Genomic DNA, 14,876 nt, shown 5'->3' with positions numbered 1-14,876 from the left:
GCGGGGCTGTGGCCCCCCACCCCCCCCCGCCGGCGTCCTCACGGACCTGGGGATGCGGGAGCCGGCCCCGGACCAAGACATGAGGACGTCCAGGCCGGGGCTGCATTCGCTGCAGAACGTTGCACCGGCCGCACAGGGTCTTGCCTCACTGCGGGCCCGGGGGCTGGGGGAGCGGACGCTGGAGCCGTACTCGGCGATGTGGCTCCGGCCCGCCTCGGTGGTACCACCTGGTCTGACGATAGAAGGAAACGGCTGACCGGTCGCCGGAAGGTGCGCTTTGGCTCCAGCTACCCGATGGTCACGCCTTCTCAGGCCCTGGAACACCTCGGCGATCTCGACCTGGACAAGGAGGCCGCCGAGCTGTTCCTGTCCGGCAACGCGCGGCGTGTCTTCAAGGTCTGACCGCACACCGGCCCGGCCGGAACCGCGCCCGTGATCGTGTGGCCAGTTGTCGCTGCCGCCGCACCGCATGCGTAAAAAGACGTGTTGACCTCGCTCGGCGGGCCGCAGAACGATGAGCCAGCCTCCGGAACGGGTCCGGCGGTGGCAAGTCCATCGGCGCCCCCGGGGGGTGGCTGTACATGTCCGTGCTCGGCTCTGGTTCCAGCAGCCCGTTTCTCGCTGCCGACAGCTTCGAGATGCTCGACGAAGGGGAGAGCCCGGCCGCGTCGGCGCCTCCCGGCCCGGCGGCGTACGAGAGCCCCTTCCTCAGGAGCTATCTCCGCGACGGTGCGGACCCGGCGGTGGATCCGGAGGCCGAGGAGTTCGCCGCCTTCCTCGCCGAGCTCTATGAGCCGGGGCTCGACGACGCCCTGCTGCGGCTGGCCGGTGAGGCCGCCGCGGAGCATGCGGAGCTGGAGTCGGGGGACGGTGGGGCGGTTTATACCGATCCGGCGGCTGTGCGGCAGTTGATGGATGACCGTTATGCCCCGCTTGTACGAGAGTTGGAATCGGCCATAGATGCGGTGGCCGAGGCGGGCGGCGAGCGTGCGCTGCACGCGATGGACGAGATCGAAGTGGACACGCTCTTCGAGGCCTTCGCCGCGCCGCCGGGCGGCCATCCGCCGGGATCGCCCTCCTTCGAGTTCCTGTTCGGCATCGGCAACGTGCTGAAGAAGGTCGCCAAGGGCGCGGTCGGCCTCGCCAAACGCGGGCTCAAGGTCGTCGCGAACCTCGCCCTCGGCCCACTGCTGGCCAAACTGAAGCCGATCGCCGTCGCCCTGCTCCGCAAGGCGGTCGCAGCCGGGCTCAAGTGGCTGCCGGAGGGGCTGCGCCCGTACGCGCAGAAGCTCGCCGAGCGACTGCCGCTGCTGGGCGCGGGCGAGAGCGAGACCGGCGACGACACCGGCCGGGAGACGGTCGATGCCACCGGTGATGTGCGCGAGCTGCAGGCCGAGTTCGGAATGCGCGCGGCCGACACGGTGTTCGCCGACACCGAGGCGGCCATGGACCGGCCGGGCGCCGAGTACGCCCGGGAGGCGGACCGGGCCGCGGTCCGGCCCGACCCCGTCGCGGAACTCGACCGCGCCCGCGAGCGGTTCATCGCCGAGCTCGGCGCGGCCGAGGACGGTACTGATCTGACGCCGCAGCTGGAACAGTTCCTGCCCGCGGCGCTGCCGGTGCTGAAGCTCGCGCTGAAGCTGACCGGCGGGCGGTCCATGCTCGTGAAGACCCTCGCCAAGTTCGTCGCGCCGCTCATCCGGCGGTTCGTCGGGCCGACCGCCGCCGCGGCGCTGTCCCGGGCGCTGGTGGACGCCGGGCTGCGCCTGATCCACCTCGAAGCCGGCCCCGAGGACGAACGGCAGGCGGCGGGGGCGGCGATGGCGTCCGTCGTGGAGGACACGGTGCGCGGCGTGGCCGCGCTGCCCGAGCACATCCTCGCCGACGACACCCTCCTCGAAGGCTTCGTCCTGGAGGCCTTCGAGCAGGCCGCCGCCCGCAACCTCCCGCAGATCCTCACCGAGGCCACCTACCAGGACCGCCCGGAGCTGCGCGAGGACCTCACCCTCCACGGCGCCTGGCTGCCGAAGCCGCTGCGCGGCCGGCACCGCTACCGCAAGTACACCCGCATCCCGTGGGTGACGGTCTCGCCGTACCAGGCGGCACACATCGGCACCTTCTGCGGCCTCGATCTCGGTGACACGCTGCGGTCCACGCTCGGATACGCGCCCGGCGCACCGGTCCGCGCCCGCCTGCATCTCTACGAGGCGGTGCCCGGCACCACGCTCGACTCGATCATGCGCGGCGAAGGACTGGAGGACCCCGGAGGCGAGCTGTCCGAGACACCCGCGCTGCACCCTCTGACCCCGGACGCGGCCGCGCTGCTGCTCGGCGAGCCGGCCCTCGGGGAGGAGGCCGAAGCGCGGTACATGGACGGGCAGTTGCTCGGGGTGGGGCAGCGGCTCTACTACCTGGAGGCCGCGGACGCAAGCGCCGCCGCGGCGGCGGACCCCGGCGCAGCCCTGGCGACGCAACCCGTCGCGGCCCCCGCCCCCGCAGCCCGCCACACCCGCGCCCCCGCGTCCCGCCCCGGCCGGGTCCGTATCAACCTCGGCTGCACCGACGACACCCTGCGGACCGAGCTCTACCTCACCGAAGCCGAGGCGCAGCGGCTCGCCGCCGGACTGCGCCAAGGCCGGCAGGCCGGACAGCTCCTGGCCCCGCTGATACGGCCGTTGCGCCGCCGGATCAGGGCCGCCCTCACCGGCCACCGGCTCCGCATCGTCCACGGCGCCGTACCGCCCGGCGCCGGTGCCGCGGCGCTGCGAACACTGCCGGCGGGCGCGCTGAACCAGCTCGCCGTGACGGTCGAGGAAGCGCTCACCCGTGGGCTCGCCACGCTGCTGAAGGACCACCGGGAGGCGTTCACCGCCGCCACCGAGGCGCCGGAGGACGGAGCGACCGTACGGGTCGTGCTCAAGGCGGCGCCCGTACTTGCCCGGGTGCGCTCGGTCCTTGACGGCCGGCCCGAGCGCCCCGGCAGCCCCGCGGCGCCCGCGACCATGAACGTCACCGTGACAGCCGGGCATGCAACGCACCGCCGCTGACGCCACGCGGACCCAGCTCGCCCGCCAGCTCGGCCACTGGACCGCGGCGGCCGACCGGCTCGGCGCCCTGGACGACCTCGCCGCGCCGGCCGCCTGGGCGGGCCTGGAGCAGTACCTCGGCGTCGCGGTGCGCCGCGCCCTGACCGAGGCGGTCAGCGGCCTGCGCACTCGCGGGCACATCCTGCGCACGGCCCTGCGCGCGGCCCACTCGCCCGCCGAACTCGACGCCGTCCGGATCCGCTTGCTCGAATTCCGGCAGGGCTATCTACGGGCCGAGACCAGCATCGAGTTCTACGCCGACGCCGTGAACACCCGCACCAGCCCGCACATCGCCGCCCTGCTGCGGGCCTGCGACAGCCTCGCCCAGCGCAGCATGGCGGCCGTCCTCGACCCGCTGCTCAAGCCCGTACCGGCGGTGCTGACCTACCTCGACAACGGCGTCGGCGCCGCGATCCTCAAGGCGGGACTGCGGTTGTGGGACGGCAACACCGAGAGCCCGGCCGCCACCATCAAGGTCACCCGGCACAGCCTGCTCTGCCCGACCGCCGTCCTGCACGAGTGCGGTCACCAAGTCGCCTTCCAGACCGGCTGGAACGAGGAGGCTGCCACGCTCCTCGCCCGCGCCGCCGCCCCCTCGGGCCCCGACGTCGCCGGGCTGTGGGCGGGCTGGTCCTCCGAGATCACCGCCGACGTCTTCGCCTTCGCGCACGCGGGCTTCGGCGCCGTCGCCAACCTGCACGACGTGCTCTCGGGCGGCCCGGCGTACGTCTTCCGGTTGCTGCCCGGCGACCCGCACCCGGTCGCCTGGCTGCGCGTGCCGCTCAACACGGCGCTGTGCCGACACGCCTACGGACCGGGGCCCTGGGACGCACTGGAGCGGGAGTGGCTCGCGGCGTATCCGCTCGCCGACTGCCCGGACCCCCAGGCCCGCGAACTCCTCGCCGCCTCACTGCCGCGGCTCCCCGCCCTTGCGGCCGCCGTGCTCGACGAGCCGCTCGCGGCCTTCGCGGGGCGCCCGCTGACCGCGCTCGTGCCACCGCAGCGGGTGTCCCCGCAGGCCCTGCGGGAGCTGGCCGCCCGGCTCGGCCCCGCGCTCTACACCTCGCCGCACTGGATCTGGAACGAGGGGCTGCGGCTGCTGGCGCTCACCGGCTGGCGGGCGGCGACAGAACCGGAGCCGGCGGCCGGCCCCGCCGCCGGACAGGAGGCCTGGCTGCTGCGGCTCGGAGGAGGCGCGGCGCCCGCTGCCTGACGTAACCGACCGACCCACCACGACCAAGGGGGATCACCAGATGCCCGAGGAAAAGGCGTCCCGGACCACCGAGAAGCCACCAGCGCAGGCGCGCCACGCCACCGTCACGGCCACCGGCTCGGGGGATGACTTGCCCACCGACCCCGGCCCCGTACTGCCCGACCCGCTGCAGGAGATCCGCGACCGCTACCGGCGCATCCGCGACGACCTGCGGGTGGCCACCACCCAAGCGCCGGACGCGGACCGCAAACTGTGGTGCCTGCCCGGCCTGAGCTGTCTCGCCCGCAACCCCGGCGTCGACGGGCTGGATGCCGCGCGGGACGCGAACGACGCACTCTGCGGCCAGAGTTTCGAATGACGAGGAGCCCGCGATGTTCCGACAACTGACCCGGCAGATCCCGGGTGGTGCCGAGCTCCTCTTCCGGCTGCACCCCATTGAGCTGACCTCCCTGTTGGAGCAGGCCTGGACCTTCCAGCGCAACGACCTCAGCCAGCCGGTCGGCCACCCCGACCACCGCAGCGACATCCCCGGCCTGCCGGTGCGGCTGCAGCAGCTCTTCGAAGGCTTCGACCGCAACCAGCGCGTCTTCTCCAGCACCTCCCCGGACGACTGCCGCCCCGGCCATGTCCGCTGGGAGCACCTCAGCTACGCGTACATGCTCGAGAGCACCCGGCTCATGGAGATCTTCCGCCGCGTCGTCGCCCTCTACCGCGAGGGCGAGGAGCTGGGGGTGCCCTCGAACGGCGCCGAGCACTGGCTGCGCAACACCGAGGAGCTCTTCTTCCGGGAGTCGGCCCCCTTCTTCATCACGGCCCTCTCGAGCTTTGTCCGCCCGAACGGCGACACCATCCGGCGCAACGCCTACTACCGCATGTTCGGCATGGATCTCACCCACCCCGCAGCGGATCCGTATCCGAAGCCGACCGCCGCCAACACCCAATTCGTCTCCGTCTTCGAGGAGTTCCTGCGCGAGACCTGGGTCGGCATCATCAACGTCCGCAACACCATCGGGCCCAACCCCACCGACCACGCGAAGATCGCGGACCTGGCGGAGCGGCTGTCCGACATGCTCACCACGCGCAGACTCGCCTCGAACCTCTCCCGGGAGGAGTTCTGGGCGATCTCGACGATGGCGTGGTTCCATCTGACGCTCGACTTCAACTCGCCGATCGTGAGTTCGCTCCGCGCCGAGGCGACCAGCCCCGAGCAGCGGCTGTTCCGCATCGCGGAGCGGGTGCGGATACCCGCGCATGCGATGTCGAAGAGCTTCTTCGACGTCGCCGACGCGATCTCGCGGCTCCTGATCAGCATCGAGACCCGGGCGTTCGCCGACGCGGCGAACGTCCCGGTGCTCTTCAACGACCCGCTGGTCACTCCGGATGTGCAGACGGTGATCACGCACTGGTCGATCACCACCGGGCGGGACCTGAAGGCGCCGAAGGTCGCCCCGAATCCGTAGAGGGGAGCAGACCATGCCGTATGAGACGGGTGCCCCGTCGCCCTTCGCGGACGAGGGCGCGCTGGAGCTGCCGGAGGGTGCGGCGGGGCCGCCGGCGCCAGCCAGTGGGCCGTTCCAGGCGGAGGGGGAGTGGTATGGGGGCGAGGCGTACGAGGGTGACGCGTATGCGGGCGAGAGCTACGCGGCAGAGCCGTACGAGGCGGAGTCGTACGCGGCTTCGTCGTACGAGGCGGAGTCGTACGCGGCTTCGTCGTACGAGGCCGATGCCGTCGAGCCCGCCGAGCAGGAGTCCGGCGAGGCCGTCGATGAGCCGGTGTCGGAGGCGGAGTGGCAAGTCGCCCAGTGGGAGGCGGAGCTGGAAGACGCCGCCGAGGAGGGCGAAGGGCCGGACGACTTCGCGGGCGAGGAGCCGGACTTCTACACGGCCGAGGAGCCGGACGCCGCCCCGGCCGGCGAGCACGAGGAGCCGGCGCGGCCCGCCGCCGCCCTCGGTGCCCGTATCGCGGCGGTCGCGGAACAGGAGTGCGGCCGGTGGGGCGACGGCGTCCGGAAGGAGACCGACCCGCAGCTGACGGCGGTGCTGCAGGACTACTACCGCACAGGCGTCCGCCGCACCGTCGCCGCGCCGGATCTGCAGAGCGTCGCGTGGCAGGCGCACGAACCGTGGAGTGCGGTCTTCGTCTCCTGGGTGATGGCGACGGCCGGCGCCGCGACCTTCCCGCGCAGCAGCGCCCACCGCGGCTACATCAGCGCCATCAAGCGCCGCACCGCGCAGGGCGACACGACCAGCGAGTTCTGGCTGCACCGGCTGGAACGTGCCCAGCCGGAACCGGGCGACATCCTGTGCGCCGACCGGCCATGCGGTCCGAACAAGCCGTGCAACGGTGCCACGTACGACAACATCGACAACGGCCACGGGTGGTGCACGCACGGCGACATCGTCACCGCGGTCGACCTGGACCGGCGGACGGTCCGGGTGGTCGGGGGCAATGTCAGCCAGTCGGTGAAGGCGCGCACGTACCGGCTGGACGCGCAGGGCTTCGTACTGCCGAAGCAGGGCGGGTGCGGGCACTTCGCCCTGATCAAGGTCCGGGCACCCGGCGGGGCCGGTGCCTCCGGACTCGGCTCGGTGTTCCGGCTCTTCGGGCTGCTTCCCCCGGACGCCCTGGCCAAGGCGATGCGGCTGAACCGCTCGTACGGCGAAGGGCTCGGCTGGCGCGGCCGGATCGACGCCGTCGCGCGGCTGCTCGGCGACCCGCAACTGGCTGTGGACGAAGTGCGCTTCGCGCATGCGGTCGCCCAGTGGCAGGGGCAGCACGGGATGGCGAAGGACGGCATCGTCGGCCCCGACACGTGGGCGGCGCTCCGGCGGCTTCTCGACGTCGGGCGGCCGGCGGCGCCTGCTACGGGACCCACCCCGGCCCCTGGCGCGCCCCCGTCCCCCGCGCTGCCCGTGACCGCGCCCGGCGTGCCGCCGCTGGGCGGGGACAGGCAGCCCAGCAAGGCCTACCGGATCGTGTATCACGGCGAGGGCGCCGCGCGTACGGCCCGAGGGCTGGCCCGGTACTCCGCGGACCGCCCGCTCGCCGCAACGCTCAACGACCTGCGTAGACGCGGCGTCGTCACCATGTCCGAGGACATCCTCGACACCTTCGTACGCGTGTCACAGGTGGAGACCGGCGGGGCCGTGCAAGCCCTCAACACCTGGGACAGCGCGGTGGTCAGCATCGGCTTCCTGCAGCTCACCCTGCAGCACGGGAAGGTCCAGAAGTGGATCGACGCGGGGCCCGAGGCGTTCCGCCGTTTCGGGATCGAGGTCGACCGGGGCCGCACGTACCGGTGGGGCAAGAGCACGCAGCAGGCGATCGTCGGAGCCGCCACCAAGGATGAGCTGCGCTGGGACGGCTGGGCCGAGCGCTTCTACCTGGCCGGGCTCGACGAGGCGGTGATCGTCGCCGAATGCGCGGTCTCCGTTCGGTGGTTGGAGGCACATCTGGCGGGCATGAACGCGAGGTTCACCAGGGAGCGCATGGGGTGGGCCGTGAACGCCTTCCGGGCACACTACGACCGGTCGCCCTATGCGCGGGGGATGTTCCAGTCCGCGTACAACAATCTCCCGGCGGTCGCCCAGCGAGCAGTGGTCAACGCGATGCACGCGGACCACAAGGCCGGTGGCCTGTCCACGGACCGCTTCCTCCCGGTCCTCGCGCAGGCGATCAAGGCGGCGTTCGCGTCGTGGAAGACGCCACTGCCGGAGCGCGGGGTCCACGTCGTGGAGAAGACGCGGAAGGGGCTGCACGACTGACTGACTCCTGCTGAGCTTTTCGTTGGCCCTGTGGATGCGAGAGCTGTGGTGGTGCCAGCATGTGGGTGTGTCTCATGAGTCACAGGCCGCTGCTGCAGATGTCTCTTTGTCCCGCCCTACGGGCAGAACACGTCCAGCAAATCGGCGAGGGTGAGGTGAGCTGCGCGGCTGTTTCCTCCACTGCTTGGGCAGCCTCTCGCTGCTGATCCGGAGTGCCCCGTCGAGGTCGGTGATGACGACCTGGGCGGTGCGTTCGGCGATGTGGCAGGCCGCAGCAAAGCCGAGGACCCGGTACTCCCATCGTGAGTGCTTGAGATCGCACCTACTGCCCTCGCTCAAGTACCCGTACAGCCGAGCGCGCCCCGCCCACAGTTGAGCAGCGACGTTGCTTCTGTATGCCCCTTGATCACTTCTGGGCGCCTTCGAACCGGGACACGGAAACGGTCTACCGGAGATGCTGACGTGGGTGGCGGAGAAGGTCGAGAATCCGGAGGCGAAAGGTGAGTGCTTCAACCTCAAGGAGGTCGAGGGGAAGCCCGAGGTGTACGGCATCGGGCCCGGGAACGACACCGAGGCGGGCCTCTTCGTCTACGAGGGCGAGGCCTGCACGGGGAAGGCGACAGAGGTGCCGGAGTTCACGAAGGCGCCCAAGACCGTCATCTTCAAGTCGTACATCCACGACGCCTCGGCATGAGCTGACCGCGGCGGTCGCGAGCCAAGGGACAGCACCAGCAGGGCCCAGTTCCTTCTGCTCCCGGCCCGGCCGCCGTACTCCGCCCCCTCGGGCAGGCAGCCCGGCGTGCCGCACCCCGCGACGGCATCAGCAGATGATGGCCGCGGTGACGTGGCACAGATCGGACACCTGCTCGCCGGAGCGGCCCGGGCAGTCGTCGACGAGGTGTGCGCCGGCGCGGCCCGCCCTGACGAAGACGACGGGCATCGGCTGTTCGCCGAGCTGATCCTGCAGGAGGCCGAGGGGCGGCCGTCGCAGCCTCGCACCAGCCAACCCCGGTTGCACAGCCGGGCCCGGCTGGTCCGCGCGCTGTACGAACGCCTGAACCGGCTCCGGCTCGCTGCGCCTGCCGAGCAGACCGCAGCCTCCTCGTCCTGAGCCGCCTCGCTCCGCTCCGCCGCGACAAGGAACACCCCCTTGCAGGAGGGCAGATGTCAGCGGATATCAGGTAGTTCAGGCGGCACGGTACTCCTGGACGCGGGTGGAGGAATGCACCAGCGTAGGCCCGGCCTGAACTCGTCGCAGTCGACGCGTTTACGGAGGACGTTCAACTCGCAGGCCGAGAAGGCGAGCACGACAACAAGCGTGAAGCGTTTCTTGGACCCGCTCGCTTTCACTTCGCACCCGTTGCATGCTCTGAGGTCATGGGCATGCAGAGAGGCGTCGCATGGTTTTGGGTGCTCGTGTGCGCGGTGGCGCTGGGTTTGGCAGCTGTGTGGGGCCTGCCCGCGGTGAAGCGGGGCGATGCGGACCCGGTGGGGGCATGGGTCGGCCTGGCGGGGCTCATGGTCGCCGGCTGGTCGGGGTGGATGTCCTGGCGGGCGCTGCGCCACCAGGAGCGTGACGCGGTGGCCATGGCGGGCCTGCTGGCTCGTGCGGTGCTCCAAGGTGAGAGCCGTGCACGGGCGCAGTTGCTGGGGCAGGACAGTACGACGATCGATGTGCGCTTCGGCGCCCGTCCCGCCACGACGCGCAATGCCGCGGGCGCCGCCGAGGAGGGGCGGCTGAGCGAGGTGGCGAGCTACTACCAGCGGCTACGTCCGGGACGCCTGGTGATCACCGGCGGTCCGGGGGCGGGCAAAACCGTCCTCGCAGTCGAGCTCATCCTCGCCCTGCTGGAGAACCGCAAGCCCGAGGACCCCGTTCCGGTACGGCTGTCACTGACCTCTTGGACCACGTTGCCTGCCTCGCCCCGCGGCGTCGGGCGCGTAGCCGCGAACCGTGATCCGGGCGTGGCAGCCCAGGCTGTACGAGCGTGGATATGCCGACACTTGGTGGACACCTATGCGGGGATCTCCCCGACGACGGCCGCCGCGTTGATGGACGCTGGGCTCATCCTTCCGGTACTCGACGGGCTGGACGAGATGGCCGCCGAGGACACACCCGGATACGGCTCCCCGGCCCGGCAGGCGCTGTCAGTGCTGAATGCCTTCCAGCAAGGCCGATCAAAGGCCCCCATGGTGCTCACCTGCCGCAGCGAGCAGTACGAAGCGTTGGCGGCCGTCCAGGTGTGGGCTCAGGACGCCGCCCGGATCGAGATCACTCAGGTCAGCCATGCCCAGGTCCGTCAGTTCGTCCACGAGCGCGTCGAGAGCACGGCACGTTGGGAGTGCCTGCTGGACGCCCTCGACCGGGCGCCGTCTTCGGCACTGGTGCGGGCGCTGTCCACCCCGTGGAGGCTGACCATGGCCGTCACCACCTACGAGCAGCGTGACGCAGCCACGGGTGAGTACTTACGAGAACCTGAGGATCTGCTCACCCCCGCTCTGGGCACTGACCACGCAGTCCGCGATCACCTGCTCGGGCTGTTCCTCCAGGACGCCATCACTCGGCGCCGCGCTCCGCGAGGCGGAACTTACGCGCCTGGACAAGTCCGGGCCTGGCTGGGTGTCCTGGCCACCTACCTCCGGAGCAACACTCTCACCGGCCGCACGGTGGCCGGCCGGCCGCTCTCCGGCACTGACCTGGTCCCGCACGAACTGTGGCCCCTGATCGGTACTCGCCGCCCCCGTATGGTCGAGGCTGCCCTTGTCGCCGTGACGCTCTCGGGAGTCTGCACCCTGGGCATGTGGGTGTCCGACTGGGGGTTCGCTTCCGCGCCCGTTTTCGTCGTGCTCATCCTGCCCGTGTTCATCGCGCTGTTGAGGGGGAACGGGCACCACTGGATCCAGGCGTGGCCGGAACGGCCACGGATCGGCCCGAGGCAGCTACGTGCTCCGCAGGCTCAGCGCAGAACAGCCGTGCTGCTGGCCTTTGTGCCCTTGGTGGGGCTCGGGTACCCGCTCCTGGTGAAGGTCCAGCCCGGCATGGCGCTGGGGATCTCCTTCTGCCTGCTTTTCGGTTTCTTGGTCTGGCTCGTGGCCCGGCCCGGAGGCAGCGTGGACACGCTCGACATCATGGACTCGCCGCGCACCGCCGTGCGTGCCGAACTCATCGCCGCGCTCTTGTTCGGGCTCCCGGTCGGCGTCCTGTACGGGGCCATGGTGCGGCCCGTGTTCGGACTCCTGGCCGGGGCAGCGATCGGGTTGCTGTGCGGCCTCGGAGGGACAGGAACGCGCTATATCGCTCTTCTGGTGTGTACCCGCCGCGGTCGTCACGCCCTCCCGTGGCGCCTGCGCCGGTTCTTGCACTGGGCGACTGAAGCCGGCCTGCTGCGAGTTGCCGGTACCGCCTACCAGTTCCGCCACCGAGAACTGCAGGACTGGCTCGCCGCCGCCCCACCAACCACCCCGGACGACACACCTTGCCCCGGCCAAACGGGAAGGAGCCCCCGATCCTCCTTCACCGCTGGGTGAGACCACGTGCCCGAACCGGCGTGCCGGCACCACAGCCGACGACGGCGACCGACGACTAGGAAGGCCGTGTCGATGGTTGTGTCCACCTGCTGGACGAACGTGTCGCCGTCGAGCTGAGCTCGTACCGGGTGGGCAGGGCCTCGCCGTTGGCGTCCTGGGACCAGGACGCGTCGATCGACCCGACGGCCGTGCCGGTGCCGTCCGCGTTGCTGCGCACGAGGTCGAAGCCTCCGGCGTCGGTGGGGACGACCTCGGTGCCGGAGGGGAGGTTGAGCTCGTAACGCTGGTCGGTGGGCGCCCTGGAGTCCTTGAGCGTCGTCAGGGCGCGGGCGCCGCCGTCGTTGGTGAGCTGGACGGTCGCCCTAGGACGGGGTGGCCGCCTTGGCCGACTCCCCGGGGGTGGTGGCCGTGTGGGCGAGGTCGGTGGTCCCGGTGGCCTTCTCCACCGTCGCCGCGGTCTGCCGTGCCTGTGACGGCTCCGCACTGGCTGCGGCGGACAGTGCGAGTCCTCCCACCAGAGCACTCGTGGTCACGACGGCGACGACGCCGCTGGCCATCCGGCCAGGGCGCTTCATCGGTTACGTGTCCTCAAGGGTGGACGCGCGCCGCCTGCGTCACGGCCGTCTTGCCCCGACAGCTGCGCGGTGGAGTTCCTGCGCGTGCCACCGATCTGAGTCCCTTTTCGAAGGGAAGGAAACGATTAACGGTAATTTGTCCTACTGTGAGGTCCTCTTCACTGACCTGGCGCCCGGTGAGCAGTCGGATCGTTTTACGACTAGGACAACGTCTGGCACTGGGGGGGCTGGCGTCGTACTGGTTCGAAACCGTGGCTGCGGGCAGTGAGGCGGGCGGGGTCCCGCCAGCCACGGGCAAGTCGGTGGAGGGGCACCGGCTGGCAGCCGGTGCCCCTCCGGCAGCCGAAGTCCATGACGGCCCTGGCTGCCGGGATCGGCCGACGGGTCCTTTGCTGAGGCGGCGTTGAATGCTGGTCCGGGGTGACACCGCAGTTCTGCTGCGCCTGAGTACTCGTAAAGGGCCTTGATGGCTTTGTATGGACAAGTTCGGCGGCCGTGGGGGCTTCCGCTGGCCGAGCGGGTCCTGGTGGTGGCCGTGTATTCCCGCACGAACCTGACGATGCGGCAGCTCGGACCGCTGTTCGGGATCTCGTCCTTGACGGTGTGCCGGTGACCCGCGGCTCGGTCCGCTGCTTGCCCTGGAGCCGGTGTCCCGGCCGGCCGACGTGGCGGAACGTCTGTGGATCGTGGACGGCACCCACATCCCGGTGCGTGACCGCGGGGTCGGATCGACCTCGCGCACCTACCGGTTCTCGGCGGACGTGCAGGTCATCGTTACGACGCGCACCGCAGGGTGCGCGCGAGGGCGGAGCATGTGATCGGCCGGATGCAGAACTGCAAGATCCTCCGCGACTGCCGGCAGCACGGCAACGGCCTCCACTATGCGGTCAAGGCCGTCGCCCGCATGCACAACCTCGTGCTCACATCATGACCGCAAGACTCCACCCACAGGCTCTGACCTGCCCAAACACGGCCTTGTGCAACACCCTTTAGCCCGAGCGGCCGACCGGCGAGGCGGGGTCCGGGGGCGCCGTGGCAGAGTTCCAGACATGACCGAAGGCTTCCTGTACATGGCAGATCCCCGAATCACGGTCCTCGGGGTCCAGCCCGGCCACCCCCCGTTCCGCATCGTCGAGATCGACGGTGAGGTGGTGGGCAAGGCGAAGACCGTGACGGACGTCCTCGACGCGGCCGCCATGGCAGGCATCACCGTGCACGACCTCGACGACCCGGACACCGTGCGCTGGGTGGGCGGTGACAAGTTCACCTGGAAGCCCGACAAGGAGCCGACGCGGCCGTGACCGACGCTCAGGGGCGTCCTGTCGCCGCCACCTCCTCTTCCAAGGGCACGGGCCCCGGAGCCGTACCGTCCCCGAAGGGGCGGCCGCCCAGCTCCTCCCGGTGGTGCGGCGTCAGCCACCCCGAGAGGTCAGGGCCGAGCGGCACGATGCCGGTCGGGTTGATGCCGGTGTGCACCTGGTAGTAGTGCCGCTTGATGTGGTCGAAGTCGATGGTGTCGCCGAAGCCGGGGGTCTGGAAGAGATCCCTTGCGTACGCCCACAGGACCCGGTTCTCGGAGAGTTTCCGTACGTTGCACTTGAAGTGGCCGTGGTAGACGGCGTCGAACCGCACCAGCGTGCAGAAGAAGCGGATGTCCGCCTCGGTGATCGTGTCCCCGACGAGATAGCGGCGGCTCGACAGACGCTCGGAGGCCAGGTCGAGACGGTGGAAGAGATCGCGGCACGCGGTCTCGTAGGTCTCCTGGTCCGGGGCGAAACCGGTGCGGTACACCCCGTTGTTGACGTCGCGGTAGATGCCGTCCATCACGGTGTCGATCTCGTCGCGCAGCGGCTCGGGATACAGGTCCGGCGCCCCCTCGCGGTGGAGCGCCGTCCACTCGGTGGCGAAGTCCAGCGTGATCTGCTGGAAGTCGTTCGTGACCAGCTTGCCGCTCTCCACGTCGACGAGGGCGGGAACGCTGACGCCACCCGGATAGCCGGTCTCCCGTGCCTCGTACGCCTCGCTCAGATAGCGGATGCCGAGCACCGGGTCGCGGTCGCCCGGGTCCAGCGTGAACCGCCAGCTCCGGTCGTCCTGGATCGGGTCCGTGACGGCCAGGGAGATGGCACTCTCCAGGCCCAGGAGCCGCCGCGAGACGAGGGATCGGCCCGCCCAGGGGCAGGCTCGGCTCACCACCAGACGGTACCGTCCCGCCGCCACGGGCCAGCCGTCCCTGCCGTCCGCCGTGACGCGGTCCGCGAAGTGGCTCTTCGAGCGCTTGAACTCCTTGTGCCCGTACGAGGCGTTGCCCTGGTCCGTGCTCATGACTGGCTGCCCTCTCGCGCGCAGGAGCGGGACATCCGCCGGCGTTCCTCGGGCAGCGGGCCCGGATCGGCGGAGCGCGGGGGAGGCGGCGCGAGGTCGTAGATCCGGTCGATGAGTGCTGCCTCATTGCCCGCGAGACCCGCGCGGCGCAACGCCTCGTCGGCCTCCGCGATGGGCCCCGCGAGCAGCGTCGCCGCCGCCACGGGGGAGACCGACGAGGAGTCGGAGAGCGTGGCGCGCGCCGTGTGCAGCAGGCGCAAGCAGGCCTGGGCGGCGAGCAGTTCCTCGGACGTCGTGCCGGTCATGTCGAGCGACTCCTCTGCGCTGGATGGCATGGTGGCATCGGGGGATGCCACCTCCACTCTTGCGCACGGGTCTGACAAT

General features: G+C 70.8%; 13 protein-coding genes and 1 pseudogene. 10 read left to right on the top strand and 4 right to left on the bottom strand.

What is annotated here, in order from left to right; translation table 11 throughout:
* The first annotated feature begins 581 nt into the window (after positions 1-581).
* The 8 genes from DEJ48_RS01400 to DEJ48_RS01365 all read left to right on the top strand — a co-directional run bounded on the left by DEJ48_RS01400 (position 582) and on the right by DEJ48_RS01365 (position 11,592).
* On the top strand, positions 582-3,047 hold the full coding sequence (locus DEJ48_RS01400) for a hypothetical protein (RefSeq protein WP_150213696.1): 2,466 nt from the start codon (positions 582-584) through the stop codon (positions 3,045-3,047).
* Complete coding sequence (locus tag DEJ48_RS01395; protein WP_150213694.1) at positions 3,028-4,299, top strand: hypothetical protein; 1,272 nt, start codon at positions 3,028-3,030, stop codon at positions 4,297-4,299. Before DEJ48_RS01400 ends, DEJ48_RS01395 begins: the two co-directional genes overlap by 20 nt.
* Positions 4,300-4,339: 40 nt before the next feature.
* Positions 4,340-4,657 carry a hypothetical protein gene (locus DEJ48_RS01390; RefSeq protein ID WP_150213692.1) on the top strand — a complete coding sequence of 106 codons (318 nt, stop codon included), beginning with the start codon at positions 4,340-4,342 and terminating at the stop codon, positions 4,655-4,657.
* Between the two features lie 13 nt (positions 4,658-4,670).
* Positions 4,671-5,759 carry a hypothetical protein gene (locus DEJ48_RS01385; protein ID WP_150213690.1) on the top strand — a complete coding sequence of 363 codons (1,089 nt, stop codon included), beginning with the start codon at positions 4,671-4,673 and terminating at the stop codon, positions 5,757-5,759.
* 13 nt (positions 5,760-5,772) lie between these two features.
* On the top strand, positions 5,773-8,064 hold the full coding sequence (locus DEJ48_RS01380) for a DUF2272 domain-containing protein (protein WP_150213688.1): 2,292 nt from the start codon (positions 5,773-5,775) through the stop codon (positions 8,062-8,064).
* A 466-nt stretch (positions 8,065-8,530) separates the two neighbouring features.
* On the top strand, positions 8,531-8,758 hold the full coding sequence (locus DEJ48_RS01375) for a hypothetical protein (RefSeq protein WP_150213686.1): 228 nt from the start codon (positions 8,531-8,533) through the stop codon (positions 8,756-8,758).
* 150 nt (positions 8,759-8,908) lie between these two features.
* Positions 8,909-9,175 (top strand): hypothetical protein, encoded by a 267-nt coding sequence (locus tag DEJ48_RS01370; RefSeq protein ID WP_150213684.1) that lies wholly within the window; start codon positions 8,909-8,911, stop codon positions 9,173-9,175.
* A gap of 266 nt (positions 9,176-9,441) precedes the next feature.
* A complete protein-coding gene (locus DEJ48_RS01365) occupies positions 9,442-11,592 on the top strand; it encodes an NACHT domain-containing protein (RefSeq protein WP_150213682.1) in 2,151 nt (716 codons plus the stop codon).
* Between the two features lie 55 nt (positions 11,593-11,647).
* Here DEJ48_RS01365 and DEJ48_RS39565 read toward each other — a convergent pair whose 3' ends face one another.
* Together DEJ48_RS39565 and DEJ48_RS01360 are read right to left on the bottom strand one after the other, a co-directional pair.
* Positions 11,648-11,809 (bottom strand): hypothetical protein, encoded by a 162-nt coding sequence (locus tag DEJ48_RS39565; RefSeq protein ID WP_190537123.1) that lies wholly within the window; start codon positions 11,807-11,809, stop codon positions 11,648-11,650.
* Positions 11,810-11,954: 145 nt separating this feature from the next.
* A complete protein-coding gene (locus DEJ48_RS01360) occupies positions 11,955-12,167 on the bottom strand; it encodes a hypothetical protein (RefSeq protein ID WP_150213680.1) in 213 nt (70 codons plus the stop codon).
* Between the two features lie 490 nt (positions 12,168-12,657).
* On the opposite strand from DEJ48_RS01360, the pseudogene DEJ48_RS01355 reads away from it, so the two are divergent.
* Both DEJ48_RS01355 and DEJ48_RS01350 read left to right on the top strand, forming a co-directional pair.
* Positions 12,658-13,098 (top strand): annotated as a pseudogene (locus DEJ48_RS01355) (transposase family protein); the annotation flags it as partial.
* Positions 13,099-13,237: 139 nt separating this feature from the next.
* Positions 13,238-13,468, top strand: a complete 231-nt coding sequence (locus tag DEJ48_RS01350) for a hypothetical protein (protein ID WP_190537121.1) — start codon at positions 13,238-13,240, stop codon at positions 13,466-13,468.
* Positions 13,469-13,475: 7 nt separating this feature from the next.
* Here DEJ48_RS01350 and DEJ48_RS01345 read toward each other — a convergent pair whose 3' ends face one another.
* Entirely contained in the window at positions 13,476-14,492 is a 1,017-nt protein-coding gene (locus DEJ48_RS01345) for a glutathione S-transferase family protein (RefSeq protein WP_150213676.1), read from the bottom strand.
* Positions 14,489-14,827 (bottom strand): hypothetical protein, encoded by a 339-nt coding sequence (locus DEJ48_RS40105; RefSeq protein ID WP_317850894.1) that lies wholly within the window; start codon positions 14,825-14,827, stop codon positions 14,489-14,491. Before DEJ48_RS40105 ends, DEJ48_RS01345 begins: the two co-directional genes overlap by 4 nt.
* Positions 14,828-14,876: the final 49 nt, after the last annotated feature.

The sequence above is a fragment of the Streptomyces venezuelae genome (assembly GCF_008642315.1).
Classification (GTDB): Bacteria; Actinomycetota; Actinomycetes; order Streptomycetales; family Streptomycetaceae; genus Streptomyces; species Streptomyces venezuelae_D.
The sequence above is the reverse complement of the archived record's forward strand: the minus strand, read 5'-3'. Positions and strand labels throughout refer to the sequence as shown.

Bases quoted from the DNA above. Each gene is read 5' to 3' on its own strand.
- DEJ48_RS01380 (WP_150213688.1), top strand. From the start codon at position 5,773: ATGCCGTATGAGACGGGTGCCCCGTCGCCCTTCGCGGACGAGGGCGCG.
- DEJ48_RS01385 (WP_150213690.1), top strand. From the start codon at position 4,671: ATGTTCCGACAACTGACCCGGCAGATCCCGGGTGGTGCCGAGCTCCTC.
- DEJ48_RS40105 (WP_317850894.1), bottom strand. From the start codon at position 14,827: ATGCCATCCAGCGCAGAGGAGTCGCTCGACATGACCGGCACGACGTCC.
- DEJ48_RS01345 (WP_150213676.1), bottom strand. From the start codon at position 14,492: ATGAGCACGGACCAGGGCAACGCCTCGTACGGGCACAAGGAGTTCAAG.
- DEJ48_RS01395 (WP_150213694.1), top strand. From the start codon at position 3,028: ATGCAACGCACCGCCGCTGACGCCACGCGGACCCAGCTCGCCCGCCAG.
- DEJ48_RS01365 (WP_150213682.1), top strand. From the start codon at position 9,442: ATGGGCATGCAGAGAGGCGTCGCATGGTTTTGGGTGCTCGTGTGCGCG.
- DEJ48_RS01360 (WP_150213680.1), bottom strand. From the start codon at position 12,167: ATGAAGCGCCCTGGCCGGATGGCCAGCGGCGTCGTCGCCGTCGTGACC.
- DEJ48_RS01350 (WP_190537121.1), top strand. From the start codon at position 13,238: ATGGCAGATCCCCGAATCACGGTCCTCGGGGTCCAGCCCGGCCACCCC.
- DEJ48_RS01390 (WP_150213692.1), top strand. From the start codon at position 4,340: ATGCCCGAGGAAAAGGCGTCCCGGACCACCGAGAAGCCACCAGCGCAG.
- DEJ48_RS01400 (WP_150213696.1), top strand. From the start codon at position 582: ATGTCCGTGCTCGGCTCTGGTTCCAGCAGCCCGTTTCTCGCTGCCGAC.